Annotated in this window: 18 protein-coding genes and 1 pseudogene; 13 read left to right on the top strand and 6 right to left on the bottom strand. The window is 34.1% G+C overall.

Going from position 1 to position 20,688, the window contains the following annotated elements:
• Positions 1-34 precede the first annotated feature (34 nt).
• Entirely contained in the window at positions 35-610 is a 576-nt protein-coding gene (locus Q5794_RS29900) for an MEDS domain-containing protein (RefSeq protein ID WP_311593052.1), read from the bottom strand.
• A gap of 523 nt (positions 611-1,133) precedes the next feature.
• On the opposite strand from Q5794_RS29900, the gene Q5794_RS29905 reads away from it, so the two are divergent.
• Positions 1,134-1,517, top strand: coding sequence for a CBO0543 family protein (locus Q5794_RS29905; RefSeq protein ID WP_374989509.1), 384 nt, complete (start codon positions 1,134-1,136; stop codon positions 1,515-1,517).
• A gap of 419 nt (positions 1,518-1,936) precedes the next feature.
• The gene (locus Q5794_RS29910) at positions 1,937-2,989 is read left to right on the top strand and encodes a fatty acid desaturase (RefSeq protein ID WP_214989085.1); all 1,053 of its coding nucleotides are present in this window, start codon (positions 1,937-1,939) and stop codon (positions 2,987-2,989) included.
• 1,208 nt (positions 2,990-4,197) lie between these two features.
• Here Q5794_RS29910 and Q5794_RS29915 read toward each other — a convergent pair.
• Positions 4,198-4,347, bottom strand: coding sequence for a phosphoesterase (locus tag Q5794_RS29915; protein ID WP_214989086.1), 150 nt, complete (start codon positions 4,345-4,347; stop codon positions 4,198-4,200).
• A gap of 129 nt (positions 4,348-4,476) precedes the next feature.
• Entirely contained in the window at positions 4,477-4,656 is a 180-nt protein-coding gene (locus Q5794_RS29920) for a hypothetical protein (RefSeq protein WP_025751503.1), read from the bottom strand.
• A 653-nt stretch (positions 4,657-5,309) separates the two neighbouring features.
• Here Q5794_RS29920 and Q5794_RS29925 point away from each other — a divergent pair.
• Positions 5,310-6,164 (top strand): malate synthase, encoded by an 855-nt coding sequence (locus Q5794_RS29925; protein WP_214989087.1) that lies wholly within the window; start codon positions 5,310-5,312, stop codon positions 6,162-6,164.
• Positions 6,165-6,358: 194 nt separating this feature from the next.
• Here Q5794_RS29925 and Q5794_RS29930 read toward each other — a convergent pair whose 3' ends face one another.
• Positions 6,359-7,330, bottom strand: coding sequence for a helix-turn-helix domain-containing protein (locus Q5794_RS29930; protein WP_214989088.1), 972 nt, complete (start codon positions 7,328-7,330; stop codon positions 6,359-6,361).
• 476 nt (positions 7,331-7,806) lie between these two features.
• Between Q5794_RS29930 and Q5794_RS29935 the strand changes: the two genes are divergently transcribed.
• A complete protein-coding gene (locus tag Q5794_RS29935) occupies positions 7,807-8,955 on the top strand; it encodes a site-specific integrase (protein WP_268577602.1) in 1,149 nt (382 codons plus the stop codon).
• 196 nt (positions 8,956-9,151) lie between these two features.
• Entirely contained in the window at positions 9,152-9,925 is a 774-nt protein-coding gene (locus Q5794_RS29940) for a hypothetical protein (protein WP_215055492.1), read from the top strand.
• A gap of 92 nt (positions 9,926-10,017) precedes the next feature.
• Here the strand turns inward: Q5794_RS29940 and Q5794_RS29945 are convergent, their stop codons facing one another.
• Entirely contained in the window at positions 10,018-10,242 is a 225-nt protein-coding gene (locus tag Q5794_RS29945) for a hypothetical protein (RefSeq protein ID WP_192998639.1), read from the bottom strand.
• Between the two features lie 132 nt (positions 10,243-10,374).
• On the opposite strand from Q5794_RS29945, the pseudogene Q5794_RS29950 reads away from it, so the two are divergent.
• From Q5794_RS29950 to Q5794_RS29980, 7 genes and pseudogenes are all read left to right on the top strand, one after another.
• Positions 10,375-11,996 (top strand): annotated as a pseudogene (locus Q5794_RS29950) (spore germination protein).
• The gene (locus Q5794_RS29955) at positions 11,986-13,215 is read left to right on the top strand and encodes a Ger(x)C family spore germination protein (protein ID WP_374989488.1); all 1,230 of its coding nucleotides are present in this window, start codon (positions 11,986-11,988) and stop codon (positions 13,213-13,215) included. Before Q5794_RS29950 ends, Q5794_RS29955 begins: the two are co-directional and overlap by 11 nt.
• Positions 13,216-13,236: 21 nt before the next feature.
• On the top strand, positions 13,237-14,346 hold the full coding sequence (locus Q5794_RS29960) for a GerAB/ArcD/ProY family transporter (protein ID WP_214989196.1): 1,110 nt from the start codon (positions 13,237-13,239) through the stop codon (positions 14,344-14,346).
• Between the two features lie 216 nt (positions 14,347-14,562).
• Positions 14,563-15,675 carry a GerAB/ArcD/ProY family transporter gene (locus tag Q5794_RS29965; RefSeq protein WP_214989197.1) on the top strand — a complete coding sequence of 371 codons (1,113 nt, stop codon included), beginning with the start codon at positions 14,563-14,565 and terminating at the stop codon, positions 15,673-15,675.
• A gap of 116 nt (positions 15,676-15,791) precedes the next feature.
• Positions 15,792-16,892 carry a GerAB/ArcD/ProY family transporter gene (locus Q5794_RS29970; protein ID WP_214989198.1) on the top strand — a complete coding sequence of 367 codons (1,101 nt, stop codon included), beginning with the start codon at positions 15,792-15,794 and terminating at the stop codon, positions 16,890-16,892.
• A 415-nt stretch (positions 16,893-17,307) separates the two neighbouring features.
• A complete protein-coding gene (locus tag Q5794_RS29975) occupies positions 17,308-17,445 on the top strand; it encodes a cold-inducible protein YdjO-related protein (protein ID WP_251034332.1) in 138 nt (45 codons plus the stop codon).
• A gap of 57 nt (positions 17,446-17,502) precedes the next feature.
• A complete protein-coding gene (locus tag Q5794_RS29980; RefSeq protein WP_214989199.1) occupies positions 17,503-17,646 on the top strand; it encodes a hypothetical protein in 144 nt (47 codons plus the stop codon).
• A gap of 200 nt (positions 17,647-17,846) precedes the next feature.
• On the opposite strand, the gene sigH is transcribed toward Q5794_RS29980, so the two are convergent.
• Complete coding sequence (sigH, locus tag Q5794_RS29985) at positions 17,847-18,494, bottom strand: RNA polymerase sporulation sigma factor SigH (RefSeq protein ID WP_214989200.1); 648 nt, start codon at positions 18,492-18,494, stop codon at positions 17,847-17,849.
• Positions 18,495-19,086: 592 nt separating this feature from the next.
• Here sigH and Q5794_RS29990 point away from each other — a divergent pair.
• Entirely contained in the window at positions 19,087-20,316 is a 1,230-nt protein-coding gene (locus tag Q5794_RS29990; protein WP_374989489.1) for an NAD(P)/FAD-dependent oxidoreductase, read from the top strand.
• The last annotated feature ends 372 nt before the right edge of the window (positions 20,317-20,688 follow it).

Consider the following 20,688-nt stretch of genomic DNA (forward strand, 5'->3'; position numbering starts at 1 on the left):
ACGCTTAGTATGATTGCTTAAGCGTTTTTTATCTTTATTCTAAATCAGTTAATGGTCGGTATTGTTCAGAGGTAATTAAATCACGCTCCATGAGAACATAAGGATGTGTTTCCATCAAAATAGTTTTGAGATACTCTGGCATCCTCTCTCCTTTGTATGCACAAATTAATGGGAATGAGAGTTTATTCACTGCACTATCCACTATTTTTTCAAAATCTTCGATTAGATGTAAAGGATCTTCCATCGTGCTCCATTCTACATGTGCCCATGATCTGAAAGGAATTCTATTTTCTAAGTAGGGCTGAACGCTCTTATTAAAATAATTAAGAATGGCAGGAGGGTGATAACTACCACTTGAATAATAGAAATCGAAGTTGTTTATACGATGTATCATTTTCATTTGATCTGTGGTCAATAGTGTTTTCAAATGGTCATGAATAAAAGGATAAAAACGGTCATTTTCAATAAGAAGAATGCAATCTCCAGCAAAAATCCCCTCTTGGATATAACTTACAACTTGTTGTATATAATTTTCTTGCTGGTCGTAGGAATAAAGTATATGAACACTCTTTTGTTCTGCAAACAACTGATTCATTTTACTTTTCAACACATAATCCCTTCTTTCTTCTCCCTCTCTCATTATACTGGGATTATGTAAACAAAATATAGTGTTAATTTATTGAAATTTCAAAAAAATGAAAACCGCGTACAGAAGGTGCGTTTTTTATACACTTCTCTAACCTCCGTCTTAAAGAGAAACCTTGTTAAATCAACGATGCATAAAAAGATGCACAAAGGAAGTAATCATCCGTTCTTAAACCCCTTGTGTCGCAGTTTAGCCATAAGGGGTTCTTTTTTTGATTTATACCAGAAAAAACATTATGGTAACTAAGGCTGGATGTCAGATTCATCTTAAAAAGCAAAAAAACTACCTCTTCCCAGTCAGAAAAGATAGGTTTTTTCTGCTCTATTGCTAAAGGATTTTCTTAGATGCCTCACGGTGTCTTGAGTAGTTAGTTTGTTCCGGATGTGAAAATTTATTCGTTGTTGGCTAATTTACATTTTAATTTTATAAATAGACATACTAATTGTATCCAATTTATTTAGTAATCGAAGGTGGAAGTCTAATAATGATGTATGTCTTTGTGTGCTTTTTAGTTTTTAATTTACTAGCATTTTTCGCACCTAAAAGATTAGTCCCTATTAAAATATATGCTACATGTATTTTTGCCTACGCTTATGGGGTAACAACAGATTTATTGTTAGACCTGCATTACAATTTGTATGGTTATCTTCAAAAAGGGTTTCAGTGGTTATCGCTTTTAGCAGTCATTATGTATTTTCCCTCTATCAGTTTTTTATTTTTAAATTTTTACCCATTTAACAAAGCTTTAGGAAGAAAGGTACTTTATATTTTAAGTTGGACACTTTTTTCAGTTGTATTCGAATGGTTCGTAGTTAACACGGACTTTTTTTATTATAATGGCTGGAAATTACTATATTCGGCTCTAGTATAACCAATTATTTTTCTTATTCTTGTAAGTAACTTGAAATTGGTTAGAAAAATAATTTCTAGTAAACGATAATTATCCTTCTGAAAACTCGAAAAAAATTCAAAAAAATTACCTGTTAAGTTATTTTATTAGGTTCTTTTTTGTTAGGTTCCCTTAATCGACATTATAGTAACTAAAAATATATATGATATACATTAAAAAAAGCAGAAGCAGCTACCTCTTCATGAGATAGTTACTTCTGATTCTGAATAGCAGTTAATTCATATTATTCCTTGCATTAAGAAAATACATCCACACATGTATGACGGTTGTCATACTAGTTACTTGACGTTTGTATGTTTTATTACCAGCTACTATGCGCTACTATAAATTAATAAAGAAGAGCTGAGTATTAAACACGGTAAAGATTTAAGGAGGACAACATGAGCAAACAAAAAACGACTGAACTAAGAAAAAATGTAGCACCTTTTGAAAAATCCAATACGAAATCGAGTATAAAGCAATTGATAAACACATTCCTTCCGTTTTTATTACTTTGGTTTCTAGCTTATCAAAGTTTGTCCGTTTCTTATTGGCTATCATTGCCATTAGCTATTCTTACAGCCGGATTCGTCGTCCGAATCTTTATTATTTTCCATGATTGTTGTCATCAATCTTTTTTCAAAAGCCGAAAAGTGAATAATATCCTTGGTACAATTAGTGGGGTTATCACCATGTTTCCGTATGAACAGTGGAAACGAAGCCACTCGATTCATCATGCCACGAGCAGTAACTTAGATAAACGAGGAACTGGTGATGTGTGGGTCATGACAGTTGATGAGTATGTTGCAGCTTCCTACTGGGGCCGGTTAGCTTACCGAGTTTACCGCAATCCAATTGTTATGTTTGGATTAGGTCCCATCTATCTTTTCTTCGTTTCTAACCGATTGAATCGAAAAGACGCGAAACGAAAGGAACGTTTGAACACATATTTAACCAATTTCTCAATTGTTGCAGTGTATGCATTTTTATGTTGGGGTATTGGTTGGCAAGCTTTTCTGCTCGTTCAAGCTCCCATCCTTTTCGTAGCAGGAGCACTTGGAATTTGGCTATTTTACGTACAGCATCAATTTGAGGATTCCTACTTTGAAAACGAAAAGGAGTGGGATTACGTGAAGGCTGCGGTTGATGGTAGCTCCTATTACAAGCTCCCTAAAGTTTTACAATGGGTAACAGGTAATATTGGTTTCCATCATGTACATCATTTGGCTCCAAGAGTTCCAAACTATAATTTAGAAAAGGCGCATGAGTCTACGCCACCATTACAGAAAGCAACAACCATTACACTAAGCACAAGCTTGAAGTCCCTTCGTTTTCGACTTTTAGATCACCAAAATAAACGTTTTGTAAGCTTCAAAGAAATTAAGCATCTAATAGACAATAAAAAATCTCGTATGAATTTGAATAACAAAAGGCCCAATCTAGATAAAAATTGAATATTCATACGATAAAACTATTCATTTCCTAATAAAAAATACCTGGACGAGTTGAACTATAATCCGAATAAGGGTCACTGCATAAAAAGTGTCCCTTATTCGCTATTTGTCTACATTGTGTGTAAATCTTAAGACCTTTTATTTAATACAACTTCACTTAAACTTAAACGATCCTCTTGACGACAGTTAACAACTCATTCGTGAAAATCTATCTTTTCTAACGCTTAAAACTACATTTATAAGTACTTAAAAAACATCGGATTAGAAAAAACTGATGTTTTTTTAGCACTTTAAACTCAGAAACTGATACTAATTTAACTTTTCCTAATGAATCTTGTTCCTTAATTTCACAAGTACCATTGTTATATAACCACAAAGCCGTATAATTTTTTCTTTAAATATGACATTACAATCAACCTTCACTAATTATCCTTAACCCTCCTTAATACTTGCTAATTTTCCGACATAAAAAGAGGGATTCCTTTAGAATGACTCCCAGAGAGTATTGCACATGAATATCTCCTATCGATCGATTGATAACTAATTATCTCTTTACAATGAAGAATATTTTTATTTACCCAGGATATTTTACGCTCTTAAAATCTACGTATATTTCAAAAAGTCCATAAAAAACAATATAATCACTTTTTATAATTACAGTTATAACTATTTATAATGTAAACGTTTTCTGTTATAATGAAATTAGGTGGATAGCATGCGTGGATATCGTTGTATTTGGCGCAGGTGGAGCCCATACAAACAGAAAGAATGAACTTTTTTTAACTCTGTGTTGTGTTACATACAACTTCGTACATACAAGTTAATACAATCAATAAGTACATTATTAATTTGTATGTATAAGAGATTACTAGAGAGGTAATGATAGAAGTAAGAAACATAAATAAAGGAGGAAAAGATGTTGAAAGAATATAAACAGGTGTTTTCTAATTTTATTGATGAAGACCGATTCGAACTACATTCATACCTTACTTATTTATTCAATCAATCTCAGGACAAAGATGTAATTCAGTTAGAAGATGAACATATAACATGATAAATGTACACATATTGTAAAGTGGAAGGGTAGATATATGAATAAAAAATAGGATAAGCGACCTTACTGTTCGAATTAGGATAGATAAGTCGCTTTTTATTGTTCTCATGTAAAGGCTTCCTGTTAGTGGGTTGATTCTATTACAGAGGGTATTCTATGAGATACTTCGAAGCTGTTTAGTTAATCGTAAGAGGGTTTCTTTATCTTTATTCTTTGAAGCTTGTTCCATTTGCACCAAAATTTCTGTTTTTTGAACGTCACGTAGATTTTTCATTGATAAACGTTGATTAAATGTAGAATTCATGTCTTTTATCTCTCCTATCTTTGTGCAACCGTTTTTCTTTGTATGCCACACCCATCATTCTTTTTCCTTTAAAAGCTTTCCATATATAATAAGAAGAAACTCAGTCAAAAAAGACTGAGTTTCTTCTTATTATATGCTATTTACACCACTTTCTACCATAGCATGTTCCCAGCTAGGGAAAAAATAAAGTGCATTTTTCATTAGTTTTGGATGTGTTTGCTTTACTTTTTTCTTTTTTAGAGATTGTCCATTTGTTCCTAAGTACTGGATTTGGGCCTTGACTTCTTCGACCGTCATATCGGCTTGCATAAGATCACTCCCTTTATCAAGTTGACCCTATTATTCCCTTTTTTTAGAAAGGTAAAACATATACTTCTAGAATTATCTTATATTCATTTATATTTAATACAAATACCTCTTGTTTTAATTTTTTCACTGTCAATAAATAGACAGGCAATCAAAGCAGGAATGGCAGTATTGATCCTGACACTTGAGATAGAGAACCATTGGGATAATAAGAAATAGTATGTAACATCAACCAACTAATGTTAAATACATTTCCTATTTCATAAAAGAAAATGTACTAACTAAATACGCAAGCGTCCCTAAAATTTTTATCTTCAAATCCCCATCTCTGTAATTTTACTATATTACATAAATATTACAAATTTAAGAATATAACAAAATTTTATTTTACCTCAAATTAAAATGTTATGTCAATGATAAATTGCGTTTTTTTTGAAAAAATGTTATAATAGTCTTACAATCGCTTTTTGATCGTATTTTAAATTCTACTGTATTTTTTACAGGTAGCATTATGGACACTATTTTTAATATCCTTTTTTAGAGCGAAGAAAAATTCAAACAGTTGTGTGAGCTTTAAAGGTAAGTTAGTTGAATAAAATTATCAATTTACTATCTAGTAGTAACCGAGTTTTTATTCTACAAGGAGGCCTAGAATAATGAACCTAATCAATAAGAAAGTTACACACGAGCGTTTTGGTATGGGAAGTATAGTTAAATATAATGATTCTAGTATTGAAATACATTTCGCATCGGAAAATAAAAAATTTGTTTTCCCCGATGTATTTGGAAAGCACCTAAAACTGCATGATAAAAGTGTTGCTAATTCACTTGAAAAAATTATACAAAAAAAGGAAACGGAACGAAAGGAGGAAGAATGGAAGAAGGAAGAGGAAAAAAAACGACAACGAAAAAACCAGGAACTTCGCTGGGGACATGAAAAACTTATGAAAAATCATAAACTTCATCCCGAATCACAAGTGGTTTTTTGGTGTGACACAGAAGAACAGAATAGTTCTTTTTCAGAGTGGAAGGTTTTTTCAGGCGTAATAAAAAGTGGTAATAACAAGGGGAAGCCAACCAAACCTATCCGCTTGCACCCAAATAGCGCTGTCTTGTTAACAGCAATAGATTCCAGCATGCCTGAAAAAGACAGACGTATCTTAGGTGTCTATATGGTGAATGAAGATTATATCGGTAAGCTTTGTGAAGATGGATATATTCCTGCTCATTCAAAATACAGACTCCAACTTACAGAACAGGAATCAGATCAGATGCTTTTCTGGGAATATTATGTAAATGGAAAATTCCCAGAAAAAATGATATGGAATACAGGTAAATACCGTTATTTTGATAATTCATGGATGGCTCAAATGTTGCTTGATATAGTTTCATTAAAAAGTGACCCAAAGGAACGAGAGCAGGCACAACAATTTTTTGAACATTTTTGTAAAATGAATCTGATAACAGCTGAAGAGTTACCAAAGCCTAATGGCGCATTAATGCGTATTTAGACGTTAGTTCAAAGATGATAATAATGACAGGGACTCATTAATAGCGAACAGTGTGTGAATCTGTTTGCTATTAAGCGTGTAAATAAAATGTGTTATTTTAATTAAGAGTATCTACAGTTTTAAAAGGAAAAATAGGACAAGTCAATCTTTATTGGCCTATTTTTCCTTTTGAATTGAGAATTTCCTAATTTATTTTATATGTTCTGCACAGCATATAGTAACAATTCTTCTACATTCCTTTTGCCTAATTCCTTGGCTTTTTGCTGCAATTCTTTCTTCAAATCACTTATTACTTTTACTCGTATCACTTCCAAATCGCTATCAATATAAATGCCACAGCTACGCTTGTTAATTTTGCCTGAAACAAGAACCGACTCTAATAACTCAACAATTTCTTGTGCTGATTCCGTCAGTAATACTGGTTTAATTTCAATCAAAAATTGCTCTTTCTCTTCTTGTGGTGTAATCCTCATATTGGTCGGGCTTAGGTATCGATAGAATAAATCCATGAGCTTATAAAGCTGTGATTTCGCATAGGCTGTTTGCTTAAAGGCAAACGTTGCATATCCTTCTTTGGTAATTGTTTTTTTTGATTCAATCTCATAGGCTGCTTCAAAACCTCGGTGAAGCAACTCCTCTAATGTTACCTTTTCATGTTGTTCTGTAACCACCATAATCGGATCTTCTACTGAGATGATAAGAGCAGACTGCTCTTTTTCTTCGCCTTTCTTCACAAAAAGCTGAAATAGTGCAATGTTTTGTTCGGCATGGTAAAAATGACGCTTGCTCGGTTTGCGCCCCACTTCATGCGTTCGCTTAAACTCTTCTAAATCTTCCTTATTCACAAAATAACAATTGATTCCTCGGTATTCTTCTTGGAACGCTGGTAACAGTTCTTGCTTAATATACTTATTCACCGTTGTGACCGAGATATCGAGTTGCTGCGCGACTTCTTTTGTCGTAAGTCCTGGCTTTTTTAACTCTTCTTGTAAGCGAACAACATCCTCGATATCAAATTCATAACGTCCTTCAATATGCCAGTCATCTTTATTAATAGGATTTAATTTCTCTTGTTGAATATATGTATATATTGTTTTCTTTGATGATATAGATAACATTTCCATCACGTCTTCGATGGTAATAATTTTAATAGGGTTATCAATCATTACATACATTCCTTTTATTTTTATGTTAGTTAATAATTAATTATATCATATCAACATAAAGTTATATATTAAAAGTTTTTACGTAAGATATGCAAATGGTATAAGTAACTTATATAAATATAAGTTTCACTATTTACTTTAAGTAACGACAAATAGGAGATTTTTCTATAATCCATATAAATGATAAACTCTATTTATAAAAAGTAAGTTTACACTTTTACTTTTAAATAAGTTACAATTATTATGTAACTAACACAATAAATAAATTTAAATACGCATTTAAATATAAACATTTTTGATATTTAATTACTAAATTTAGTATTTTTACAGTTGTTATCAATGCTATTATTATATTTTAGTTGTTATTCATTATCTATATATATAGAGAGATACTTAATCCCACATTAAGAAGAAAATATCTTAACATCAAAAAGAGGTATAAATAAAATGATAGGATTTATTAAAGGAGAGGTTTTATGCAAGATTTCTCATTAGTACATATAGGAACAGAAGTAAGGGAAAGAAAAGAGGATTTCAATAAAATCTTTTCATTGATGCTGGATAGTAAGTATTATGATGCATTAGAAGAAAGAAATGAGCATCACCAGCGAAAAAACGATGATATGTTCAGTGATTTTACTGATGAAGAAATGATTTACTACTATGTCCACCAAAGAAAGCATATTCGAAAGGACCGAGAACGAAAAGAAAATACAAAAACCGAATACTTACGGATTTTGTTGCAGTTTTATCAGTATGCGGTTGAGAGTGATTCATTCTTACGCCAGGATGTAGAAGATTATATAGAAAAAACGATCTTTAAAAACCTAAGACCTTGGCATATACGGAACTACCAAACATATTTAAGCACAGCGTTATTAGGGAAGAGTGGGAAACCTTATTCACCCGCAACTTTAGATGCCAAAATGACGATTCTGAAGAGCTTTATGAAGTGGTTACATGAAACGAAGTATATTCAGTATCCATTGTATAAAGAAATATTGAGTACATCATTATCTGAACAAGAAGTTCCGAATCGAGATTTATATTATCATGAAGTAAAACAGCTTCTCGACTATTACAAAGATCATCCGATTAACTATGGGTTGTTAACAATGCTAGCCATGACAGGTCTTCGTGTCCAAGAAATAGCTAAAGCTTCGTGGGGAGATGTGTATCTAGACAGTTTAAGTGGCCATTACCGCCTAAGGGGAGTAGGTAAGGGTGGAAAGAAATTTGATAAGTTACTTCATCCATCTTTATATGAGCGTATCCTTTCCTTTCGAGAACGGCGCCATGTAAGTACAGCATTAAATTCAAGTGATCAAGGACCATTATTTCCAACTAAAGATGGAGGGTATTACCAATATAAAAATTTAAGTAATTATATTGTACGTATTATTCAACGAACGGAGTTACCTTTTATAAAAGAACGAACTGGCAGGATTACACCTCATTACTTTCGGCATTTTTATGCAATTTATAGTAGGCAGCAGGGAGCCGATATTTTCTTAATTCAAAAGGAGCTTGGCCATAGTGACCGTAAGACAACCGAGCGTTATCTCGAGAAAGTTTTGCAGCGTGAACATGAAATTGGGCTAATGTGGAAGGAACAGGATTTTTAAATATGGTTTTATATTAAGTTGAAAACCCTAATTGTTGTGAGTTGAAAACATATATTAAGAAAAGCTACTGATTTTTTCAGTAGCTTTTTTGTCTTTTTTTAGTATTTAGCTTGCACAGCCCCATCTCCATTTGTATATAAATTCCATCATTATACATAATAATAAAAAAACAATTTTTCAAAAGGGGCTTTTAATAGTGAACAAAGAACAAGTCATTGAAATTTATCAAGATGTTCTAGCCAAAAGAAGAAAACGATTTCCCAATTATTTCTTTGTAGGGAATGAGGGAAAAAAATATATGCGCTATATGACATGCTATTTACTTGAGCAACACTTATCGATCCCCATCAATGAAATCCCTTTTCAAGTAGGCGCAAATACATTATGGTCTCATCGCCTCAGACCCCCTGCTATGCTATATGGATGGAATTATTATGAGGTCATTGATAATGCCTATCCAGGAATTTTTAAACCTTGGCAGTTTCAACAAGTTCCTGATAAATATTGGGATGGAGAGGAGGGGAAAAAAAGGGCTATTGAAGCAGTAAAGTATGTAATAGAGGAAAAACTAAAGATCCCTCTTAAAGAAATTCCTATTCAGGTTAATATTCATTTTTTTAATCAACATAGCTTAGGAGGTGTCTTTTCCCTTTTCGGTCAATCCCCTTTTCAAGTAGTAGACGCTGTTTATCCAGGAATTTTTAAACCCTGGCAATTTGCTCATGTCCCTATGAATTGTTGGAAAAATAAAAAATATATTCAGGAGGCAATGGAAGATTTTTTATTCAAACAGCTTCATTTCTCTTCTTATCACGAGGCTTTTCTCCAATTAAAGGGAAGTCATTTTACCGATTTTCAGTTAACGGGTCTTTTTCAAATGGCTTTTGATTCTAGAATGAATAATGTAAGGGAATGGATAAAAAACCAACTAAATAATCTAGATGATGGATTATTTTATGTGAATCATTGATTAATAAAAGAACCGATTGAAACAGATAGCTTGAGCTACATTCCTATTATTTTTATCTCCTATTAAAAAAATAGCGATTTATAAGTATGTAGTTACTTGCTCTGCTTTTTCTTCTTCATAAAAAGATATAAAGATTCAGCAAAAAAAAGAAAAAGAAGAAAAAAGAGCACAAATAATTCGGCGACTTCCATTACCCTAAAGGGACTCACGGCGTTGTACAATGCCTGAGAGACATCAAATCCTTGAAGAATATCAATGCCTAAAGAAAAGCCCATTAAGCAGCCCATCATTAAAAGGCTAATTCCTATAATTTTCATATCAATCACGCTCCATTTAATAGGTTCTTCTCTTTCTTCTATGATGATACATAAATCTTTATTGTTAATTTTTACATAAAAAACTCTTATATGGTTAAAGTAATAAAAACTGAAAGAAGGGTGCTTAAATCTATGCCTTCGTTTTTTAAAGATCGCAAACCAAAAAAGAAACGACCACGGGATGACGAGAATCAAACTATTGATTCTCCAATAGAAAAGATACAATTTTCACTATCAGGCAACCTTAATATGATTAAGCAGAAAACCGGAAATAGCTCAGATGTCGTTATTCGTGAGTTAGCAATGGGGATAAATTCCAATATAAAAACAGCCATTGTCTATGTAGAAGGAATTGTAGACAATCAATCGATTCAAGAGTTTCTACTGCAATCCATAATGAAGGATAATCATAAAGAAAAAGTGAATCAGCACAATGCGTTAGATCTTCTGTCTGAAGATATGATGACAATTGGGGACGTATCATCTATTACTAATTTGGATGACCTGTTTGCATCTTTAATGGCAGGCGATACTCTTATATTAGTGGATGGAGTAGATCAAGCGCTGAGTGCTAGCACCAAAGGGGGAGAAAAACGTTCCATTGCGGAATCTACTACTCAAATGGTGGTGCGAGGACCAAAAGGGGCCTTTACCGAGTCTCTTGGGACCAATACAGCTATGGTACGCCGCATCATTAAGACCCCCGATTTATGGATGGAGTCTTTAAAAGTGGGACGTGTAACAAAGACAGATGTGACGCTTATGTACATACATGGCATTGCCAATGATAAAGTCGTTAAAGAAATTCGTCAGCGATTGAAGCGAATTGATATCGATAGCATTTTGGAATCAGGTTATATTGAACAATTAATAGAAGATCAAACATTGACCCCGTTTCCAACTATGTATAACACGGAAAGACCGGATGTAGTGGCAGGGAACCTGTTAGAGGGGCGAATTGCTATATTTGTGGATGGGACCCCTTTTGTACTTATTGCACCAGCTGTCTTTATGCAATTTTTCCAATCGGCTGAAGATTATTATGCCCGGTTCGACATTGCAACCTCAATTCGTCTTTTGCGTATTTTTATGTTCATGATTTCGCTTATTGCGCCAGCTACCTATGTCGCTGTTACAACCTTCCACCAAGAAATGGTGCCAACCACGCTTATTGTAGCCATTGCAGCACAAAGGGAAGCTGTTCCCTTTCCAGCATTTGTGGAAGCTTTACTCATGGAGTTAACTTTTGAAATTTTACGGGAAGCAGGGATACGCTTACCCAAAGCCATTGGTTCAGCCGTATCCATTGTTGGGGCGCTTGTAATTGGTCAAGCAGCCGTTCAAGCAAGTATTGTGTCACCAGCAATGGTTATCATTGTATCAATCACAGCCATTGCCAGTTTTGCTACACCTTCTTTTGACATGGCGATTTCAGCGCGCTTAATTCGCTTTTTGTTTATGATTGGTGCAGCAACATTTGGTTTCTACGGCATCATTTTATGCCTTCTAATGATGGTTGTCCATCTATGCAGCTTACGTTCATTTGGGGTACCTTATATGGCTCCATTTGCTCCCTTCATCCCTGTAAACAATGGAGATACCATTGTAAGATTACCGTGGTGGACACTGAGACAAAGACCGCGATTAATCACTGCTAACACGGTTCGAGAAGGATCAAATCAAAACCCGCACCCCCTGCATCTCGTGGTATGGTGAATCGCGATTTTGAAGAAGGTGACAACAATGAAGCGTAAAGGAGTTTTTCTTTTATTGATGATGACGGTAACCATCTTGCTCACCAGTTGTTGGAGTAAAAAAGAGTTAACGGACCTTGCCATCGTGGCAGCTCTGGGCGTCGATAAAACAAAAGATGGAAGATATCACATAACGCTCCAAATTATTAATCCAGGGAATGTGGCAGGAGGTATACAAGGAGGAGGAGGAGGCACCCAGAGCCCTCCTATTACCATCTATTCGGCTTCAGGAGACAATATAGTCGAAGCAAGTAGACGGGCTTCGGGCAGAATTTCTCGACGATTGTATTATGCTCATACAAACTTGGTCGTGGTTGGTGAAAAACTGGCCAAAGAAGAAGGAATTAATACATTAGTGGATGCGTTTGATCGAGATCCAGAATTTCGAAATACTTCCACCCTCGTGATTGCCAACCATTCGTCCGCAGCTGATCTTGTGAAAACGTTAACGCCAGTTGATAAGATTCCAGCGAATAAAGTGCTAAAAACCTTAGAATTTACGGAAAGAAAATGGGGAGAGAATGTAAAAACATCGCTTCAAGAGGTGATGAAGAGCCTTGAATCCCCCGGAAGAGGAACTGTCGTATCAGGATTTCGTCTAGTTGGGAATCCTCAGCAAGCACAAAGGCTGGATAACCTTCAGGAAAGTGCACCCGAAGCAACGCTTCGTGCTTCTGGAATTGCTGTCTTAAAACAGGGAAAACTAGTAGATTGGCTGTATGGAAAACCAGCAAGAGGAACGGTATGGATTCTCGATAAAATACAAGGAACCGATATTAATATTGATTGGGAAGGAAGGAAAGAAGCTATTGCCTATCAAACTGTACGACAAAAAACCAGTGTGTCTGCTCAAGTGAAGAATGGGCAACCTCATATTTCTGTTCATACACGTGTTGAAGGAGATATCGGTGACATGGAGGTACCTGTTGATATCACCAATCCAAAGGTCATTACAAAAATCGAACAATCCGTGAGAAAAGAAATTAAAAAAGAGCTAAAGACAGCTATTGAACGTGCCCAAAAAAACAAAACGGATATTTTTGGGTTTGGCGAAGTCGTTCATCGTACTAGACAAAATCAATTTAAGAAATTAAAAATGGAATGGAATGATGTGTACTTTCCGAAGCTAAATGTAGATATTACAGTGGAAGCCTATGTACGTCGCGCTGGCTTACGAAACAAGTCATTTCTTTCAGGAATAAAAGAGAATCAAAAATAAGGAAAAGGAGGTGCCAGTTAGATGGAGAAAGCAAAAATTAGTGCCAGCCAGCTCTTTATTTTAATGGTACTATTTGAGCTGGGGAGTGCTTTACTGGTACCTCTTGCCATCAGAGCCAAACAGGATGCATGGCTTGCGATTCTAATGGGTATGTTAGGGAGTTTCGTTTTATTTTTAGTTTACCATAAACTTTATACCTATTATCCCAACCTCTTACCCACAGAATATATGCAAAAAATCTTAGGTAAAGTGATGGGTACCGTACTGGCCTTTATTTATATTCTTTACTTTATGTATGACGCCTCAAGAGTTCTACGTGATTTTGGTGAAATGCTGTTAACTTTTGCCTATCCTGACACGCCTTTATTCATCGCCAATGCATTATTAATGCTTGTCATTATTTATACAGTCCGAAAAGGAATTGAGGCCATAGCTCGATCAGGAGAACTGCTTTTTATTTTTATGTATATCCTTGCGGTTGCTGGGTTTATCTTAATTGTGTCTTCTGGTTTAATCGATTTTAAAAATTTACAACCTGTATTAGAAGAAGGCTTGTTACCACCATTAAAAGTTGCATTATCTGAAACGTTATATTTTCCGTTTACTGAAGCGATTGTGTTTACAATGATTTTGCCGTATTTAAATGATTCTAAGAAAGCAAAGGTAACCATGCTATGTGCAACGGGATTAAGTGGGATCAATCTGGTTATTACGATGCTCATCAATATCAGTGTGCTTGGCGTTAGTTTGACTGCACGTTCACAATTTCCACTTCTTAGTACAGTAGCGAGCATCCAAGTAGCTGATTTTTTAGAACGACTGGATGTATTTTTTATGCTCGCTATGGTGATTGGCATTTTTTTTAAAGTTACTGTGTTATTTTATGCCGCCACCATAGGAACAGCTAACTTATTTAAAGTTAAATCACCTTCAAGGCTATCGTATCCTTTAGGTATCATTATTCTATTTTTATCTATCACAATCGCGAGTAATTTCCAAGAACACCTTCATGAAGGATTACATGTAGCCAAAGTTGTTCTACATATTCCTCTGTTCACAATAATTCCTCCTATCCTTCTTTTTGTAGCTTTCTTGAAAAACAGGAAGAAACGTAGGGGTGAACACATTTGACTAACTAATTTTCATATAGAACATTTTCGTTATCGTTACATTCCTTAGTAAGGTACTTACCGGTAGAAAGAATCTTTTTAGTCTAGAGTTAACCTTAAAGCAAATCTACTATCTACTACATAATTTTCAAAAATTGCAAGTGATGAAAAAGTAAAAAAACGATTCAAGAAGGCAAAAGATTGCTTTTAAAAAAACCGAAAAGGAGGTACCAATTCAATGGAAAAAGCTAAAATTAGTGCTAGTCAGCTCTTTATCTTAATGGTCCTATTCGAACTAGGTAGTGCTTTACTAGTGCCTCTTGCGATAGATGCAAAACAAGACGCTTGGCTTGCGATTCTGCTGGGAATGGTATTCAGTTTTGTTCTATTATTCGTCTATCATAGGCTTTATCTATATTACCCAGATCTTTTGCCTACAGAATACATGCAAAAGATTCTAGGGAAAGCAATGGGAACCGTACTAGCCTTTGTTTACATTCTTTACTTTATGTACGATGCCTCAAGGGTTTTACGTGATTTTGGTGAAATGCTGTTAGCCTTTTCCTATCCTGACACGCCTTTATTCATCGCCAATGCATTATTAATGCTTGTCATTATTTATACAATTAGAAAAGGAATTGAAGTCATAGCTCGATCAGGAGAATTGCTTTTTATTTTTATGTATATCTTTGCGAGTGCTGGATTTATCTTAATTGTTTCTTCTGGTTTAATCGATTTAAAAAATTTACAACCTGTTTTGGAAGATGGCTTGTTCCCTGTCCTAAAAGTGGTATTTACTCAAACTTTGTATTTCCCATTTACAGAAGTCGTTGTATTTACGATGATTTTGCCGTATTTAAATAATCCCAAGAAAGCAAAGGTGACCATGCTATGTGCAACAGGATTAAGTGGAATCAATTTAATTATTACGATGCTCATTAATGTTTGTGTACTGGGGGTTAATTTGACCGCACGTTCACAATTTCCACTTCTTAGTACGGTTCAGACCATCCAAGTAGCTGATTTTTTAGAACGTCTTGATGTGTTTTTTATGCTTGCTTTAATTATCAGTATCTTCTTTAAAATCTGCCTGTTATTTTATGCAGCTGTCGTAGGAACGGCCAATTTATTTAAGGTTAAATCACCTTCACGGTTATCGTATCCTTTGGGGCTGATCATTCTCTTATTGTCTATTACCATTGCGAGTAATGTTCAAGAACATATCCATGAAGGACTAAAGGTGGCAATGTTCGCTCTACATATCCCTCTTCTTACGATTATTCCATCTCTGCTTCTTCTTGTAGCTTTCTTTAAAAATAGGAAGAAGCGTGCGAAGAATAGATTGAATTAAGTTAATTTTTGTGTGGAAAATGGCTTTTTTTGGATTTTCTAGTGAACAAAAAGTCAAATAACCATTCAAAAGAAACAAAAGATCGTTTTAGCAAGTTTAAACAGGAGGCCGGTTGAATGGAAAAAGCAAAAATTAGTGCTATCCAGCTTTTTATTTTAATGGTTCTCTTTGAACTAGGTACTTCCTTGTTACTACCTGTCGCAATGCAAGCGAACCAGGACGCATGGTTCGCTATCCTACTTGGAATGATTGGTAGCTTAGTGTTATTTGTAATTTATTGCAAACTTTATTCATACTACCCAGACCTTTTACCTACCGATTATATGAAAAGAATTTTAGGTAAAAAAATAGGAAGCGTATTGGCCTTTCTTTATATCTTCTATTTTATCTATAATATGGCAAGGGTTTTACGTGACATTGGAGAGATGTTATTGACATTTGCCTACTCGGATACCCCTTTATTCATTGCCAATGCCTTACTAGTATTAGTTGTCATTTATACTGTTCGAAAAGGGATTGAAGTAGTAGCTCGATCAGGAGAGTTATTTTTTATATTTATGTATGTACTTGCTGTTATAGGGTTTCTTCTAATTGTATGTTCAGGATTAATTGATTTTAAAAATTTACAACCAGTGCTTGAAGAGGGAATCTTACCAGTGTTGAAAGTTGTTTTTGTTCAAACCTTATATTTCCCTTTTGGTGAAGCAATTGTGTTTACCATGATTTTACCTTATCTCAAAAATCCTAAGAAGGCCAAAGTGACCATGTTATGTGCAACAGGGCTAAGTGGCATCAATCTCACTATCACCATGCTTATTAATATTAGTGTACTAGGAGTTAATTTGACTTCACGTTCACAATTCCCTCTTCTTAGTACTGTACAAAGCATTCAGGTAGCAGATTTTTTAGAACGTCTTGATGTGTTTTTTATGCTTGCCTTAGTCATTGGTGGTTTCTCTAAAATTAGCGTATTGTTCTATTCTTCCATGATAGGTACAGCTAACTTGTTTAAAATTAAATCGCCTTCAAGATTGGCCTATCCTATTGGATTAATTGTTCTTTTTATGTCTCTAACGATTTCTAGTAACTTTCAAGAGCATCTTCATGAAGGAATAGGGATAGAGATGTTTTTTATACAAATTCCCTTCATAGCGATTATTCCTATTCTACTTTTTCTTGTTGCATTCTTGAAAAATAGAAGGAAGCAGAAAGCATGACAAATTTGCTTACTAACTTTTGATGATACAAATCTTCCAACGCAACAAGCCATTACAAGCTAATATTTATGAAAATGAATTTTAATTATGTGAGGTGCTTTTTCTGTATACTTGGTTTTATGATCATTTTATTAATACAATTCTATTTCCTCTTACTTGTATAGTGACGGTAGCTATCATACTAAGTGCATATGCATACTTTAAACTTAGAAAAAACTGATCATCAACAATCTCTCTTATTTGACGATTTCTAATATAGAGCTTTTTCTTTTAAGCTTGATTATTCGTTTACTCATAGCAATGGTTTAAAAAGCTCGCTATTTTAAAAAATAAGTTATTATGATACTTCTTTCCAGGACGCATTAATAAAGCACTCCCTCTGTATATAAATTTTACATTTTACACTTCCTAAATTATGAAAAAGAAGCCCTTACCAAAAGAACAAACAGAAATTTGGGAATGTGAGTCAGAAAAGTGTAATGGTTGGATGAGAAAAACTTCTCTTATGAAAATCAACAAAAGTGCCTTTATGTGGCCTAAAAATGAGAGCTGAAAACGGAGGATGAAAGGTTTATTGTTGGGAAAAATAAACCCGAAAGGAGTATGCTAAATGAAAAAAGCAAAAAAACCAACAATCGCGGAGGGAATAAATACTGAAGATGAATTGCAAAAAGATGCAACCCTAGAGGAAATTTCTAAGGGAGAATATACTAACGTAACGACTCTCTCTTTAGACGAAAATGATCCAAGCTAAATTAGCTCAGGACAAATTTTTATTACACCCTTTATTTGAAACGGTGTTTTTATTGATTATTTCTCTCTAGTAATTATTACTCTATCCAGCATTAAATTATTTACCACAATGTAATTTATCAGCAGCTATATTCTCAAAAGCCCTTTTATCAAGGGCTTTTGGTATAATGTAAACTTAATTCTCTCATTAAGGCAAAAAGATTAGATAGCTTTTTCTACCTTCAGATATCGTCCTACTTTTCTTTTTATTCGTTGAATAGCATTATCAATAGACTTTTCAGACACACTTAATAATTTTGAAATTTCTGTATATGAATAGTCATTTATATATAAAGCCCATACTCTTTGTTCTAATTTACTAAGTAATTCGGCTATTTTTTGTTTCTTTTCTTCCAATTCTTCTTGATTAATAAGTAATAATTCTGGATTTTCTATGTTTTTTTCGGCTATCATATCCAGAAGCATATAGGTTGATTCTTGATTAGATAAAGGTTTGTATAGGGAAACATAGGCATTTAGAGGTTCATGTTTTTGACGAGCAGCTGTTTTAACCGCGGTGAACATCTGTCTCTTAATACAGAGCCCAGCAAATGTTTTAAAAGAGGACATTTTATCTCCTTTAAAATTACGAATGGCCTTATATAGGCCAATCATTCCTTCTTGAATAAGATCTTCCTTATCGGCCCCTCTTAAAAAATAGGTTGATGCCTGCGCTTGAACATTCCCCTGATATTTTTTAATTAAAAAGTTTAATGCCTCTTCGTTCCCATAATGAATTAGATTTAGTAGATCTTCATCTTTATATCTATCGTAATTCTTAATTAATTCAGTTTCGATATTTGTACTCACTCATATCCCTCCGCCAATCTTAGGTGAATTTTAAAAGTATTTTTGGAATAGTAAGCTTAATTCTTTTAAGATTATCTTAGTCAGTAAAAGAGATTTTTTATAAGACAAAAAAACGCCTAGTACAGCCTGGCGCTTCTCTATATACCTTTTATTTTTGGTTATTATTTCTCCATCCCTCTAAAGTATAAGAAACTAGAAGTGAAAATGTTGTCGAACCTTGGTAATGCTCGTAAATTTCAACTTATTTAATGTAAAATTCAGGAAATTATCTTAATTATAAGTCAAAGAATAAAAGAGGAAAAGCAATATATGTCTAGAATCTACATCTATGTTTCAGCCCATCTATCGTACCTTCTTATAGATAGGCGTTTATTTAATACTTAAGATATCATTCCGATTTTACCACAAATTCTTTTTAATAGTTTAGTAGGTGGGAACTCTCTGTACTTAATTCGTTATAACTTCCATACCTTATGTATGTAGCATACTCTTATCAATTTACCTCATTGCTTTAACTCGTAGGATCATTAGTTTTAGAACTCTTTTAATGGATACACAAGTTAATAATTTTACTTGGAAATGGAGTGATACGATGAATAAGACGTATGATGTTATCATTACCGGTGCTAGATGTGCCGGCTCTACTCTAGCTATTTATCTTGCTAAGGCAGGCTTCCACGTGTTGTTAGTAGACCAGTCGACCTTTCCAAGGGACACATTATCAACCCATACCTTTTTCAATAATACTGTCGCTCTTCTACGAGAAATTGGTATCATGGACAAGTTATTGGAAACAAATGCCCCACCGGTACGGGAAATTAAATTTCAATTTGAGGATACCGTGATAGAAGGACTCATCCCTGAGGTCGAGGGAGAGGACAGTTGTTACTGTATTAGAAGAACTTATCTCGATCATACCCTACTTCAACAAGCCAAATCTCAAATGAGTGTAACCGTTTTAGAAGGGTTTCGTGTGACGGATGTCATCTGTGATGACGAAACAGTAATAGGCGTGAAAGGTTTAGATAGCAACAACGAGAAACAAGAATTTTTAGCTCGCCTGGTAGTCGGAGCAGACGGCCGATCCTCAATTATTCGCAAGCTGGTAAAAAGTGAACTCAAAATAAGCATTTCGGCAAAAGTCGGCATCTATTTTGGGTACTTCTCTGAATTCCGCCATGATAATGTACCTAAATTTGAAGTATACAAGATAAAAGATAACACAGCTATTCTCTTTCCAACGAATGATAATTTATATGTTATTGTCGGCATTTTCCCATTAAGAAATAAGGAATTGATAGGACGGTTGAAATTAAATCCAGAAAGCTCTCTCCGCAATTTCTTAACAGATAACTTTCCGAATACAACAATAGGGACGCGTTTAAAAAATGCAGAACTAGTAGAACCGGTTAAAGGCATTCTCGGATATGACAATTACTGGTATAAAGGAATGGGAAAAGGGTGGGCATTGGTTGGAGATGCAGTTTGTTTTAAAGATCCTGGTATGGCACAAGGTATTCATGATGCTATATGTGGGGCACGTATATTATCCAATATCCTCTCAAAATATAAGGGACAATCTGAACAATCAAATCAAATATCTGAAGAATACCAAAAGACAATAGAAGACGAGTTTATGGTTCGGTTTCACATGGGATGCCAAATTTCGCAGAATGAACGCATATCTGAACAACAAGATGCTGTCAATAAGCTAATCAGTTCTCATCCAGAGGCTATAGAAAAGTTTTTAGGGATTTATAATTACTCAAACGAGCCCGATGCTTTAGAAAAAGAACTCACACGAATTATGCAGTCAATCTAGCAATAATTTTTAGAAATTAAGGGATTCAAGTACAAAATAATTCGTTATAAACATAAAACAACAATGTGTTGTTAATTTTAGGTTTGTAAAACTAACTCAAACAAGTTATAAAGTTGAAATAATCATATCCTTCCTAAAGTCATATTCCATATATCTAAAACCATTAAATAAAACTTAATCTATAACATAGGCCAAATCTTTTAACGTACAGATATTTGGCCTATATTTATATCAAAATACCCTTAGTATACAAAATTTCCGAAATGTTAGTGATACTACTATCTGAAAGAATAAGGAGATAAAAAAGACCCTTTTAGATTATCAAAAGAAAGGTTCTCTTCTTGATAAAATGTCTACACTGATAAAAAGTAA

It is taken from the genome of Priestia megaterium (genome assembly GCF_041941685.1).
GTDB classification, from domain to species: Bacteria; Bacillota; Bacilli; order Bacillales; family Bacillaceae_H; genus Priestia; species Priestia megaterium_C.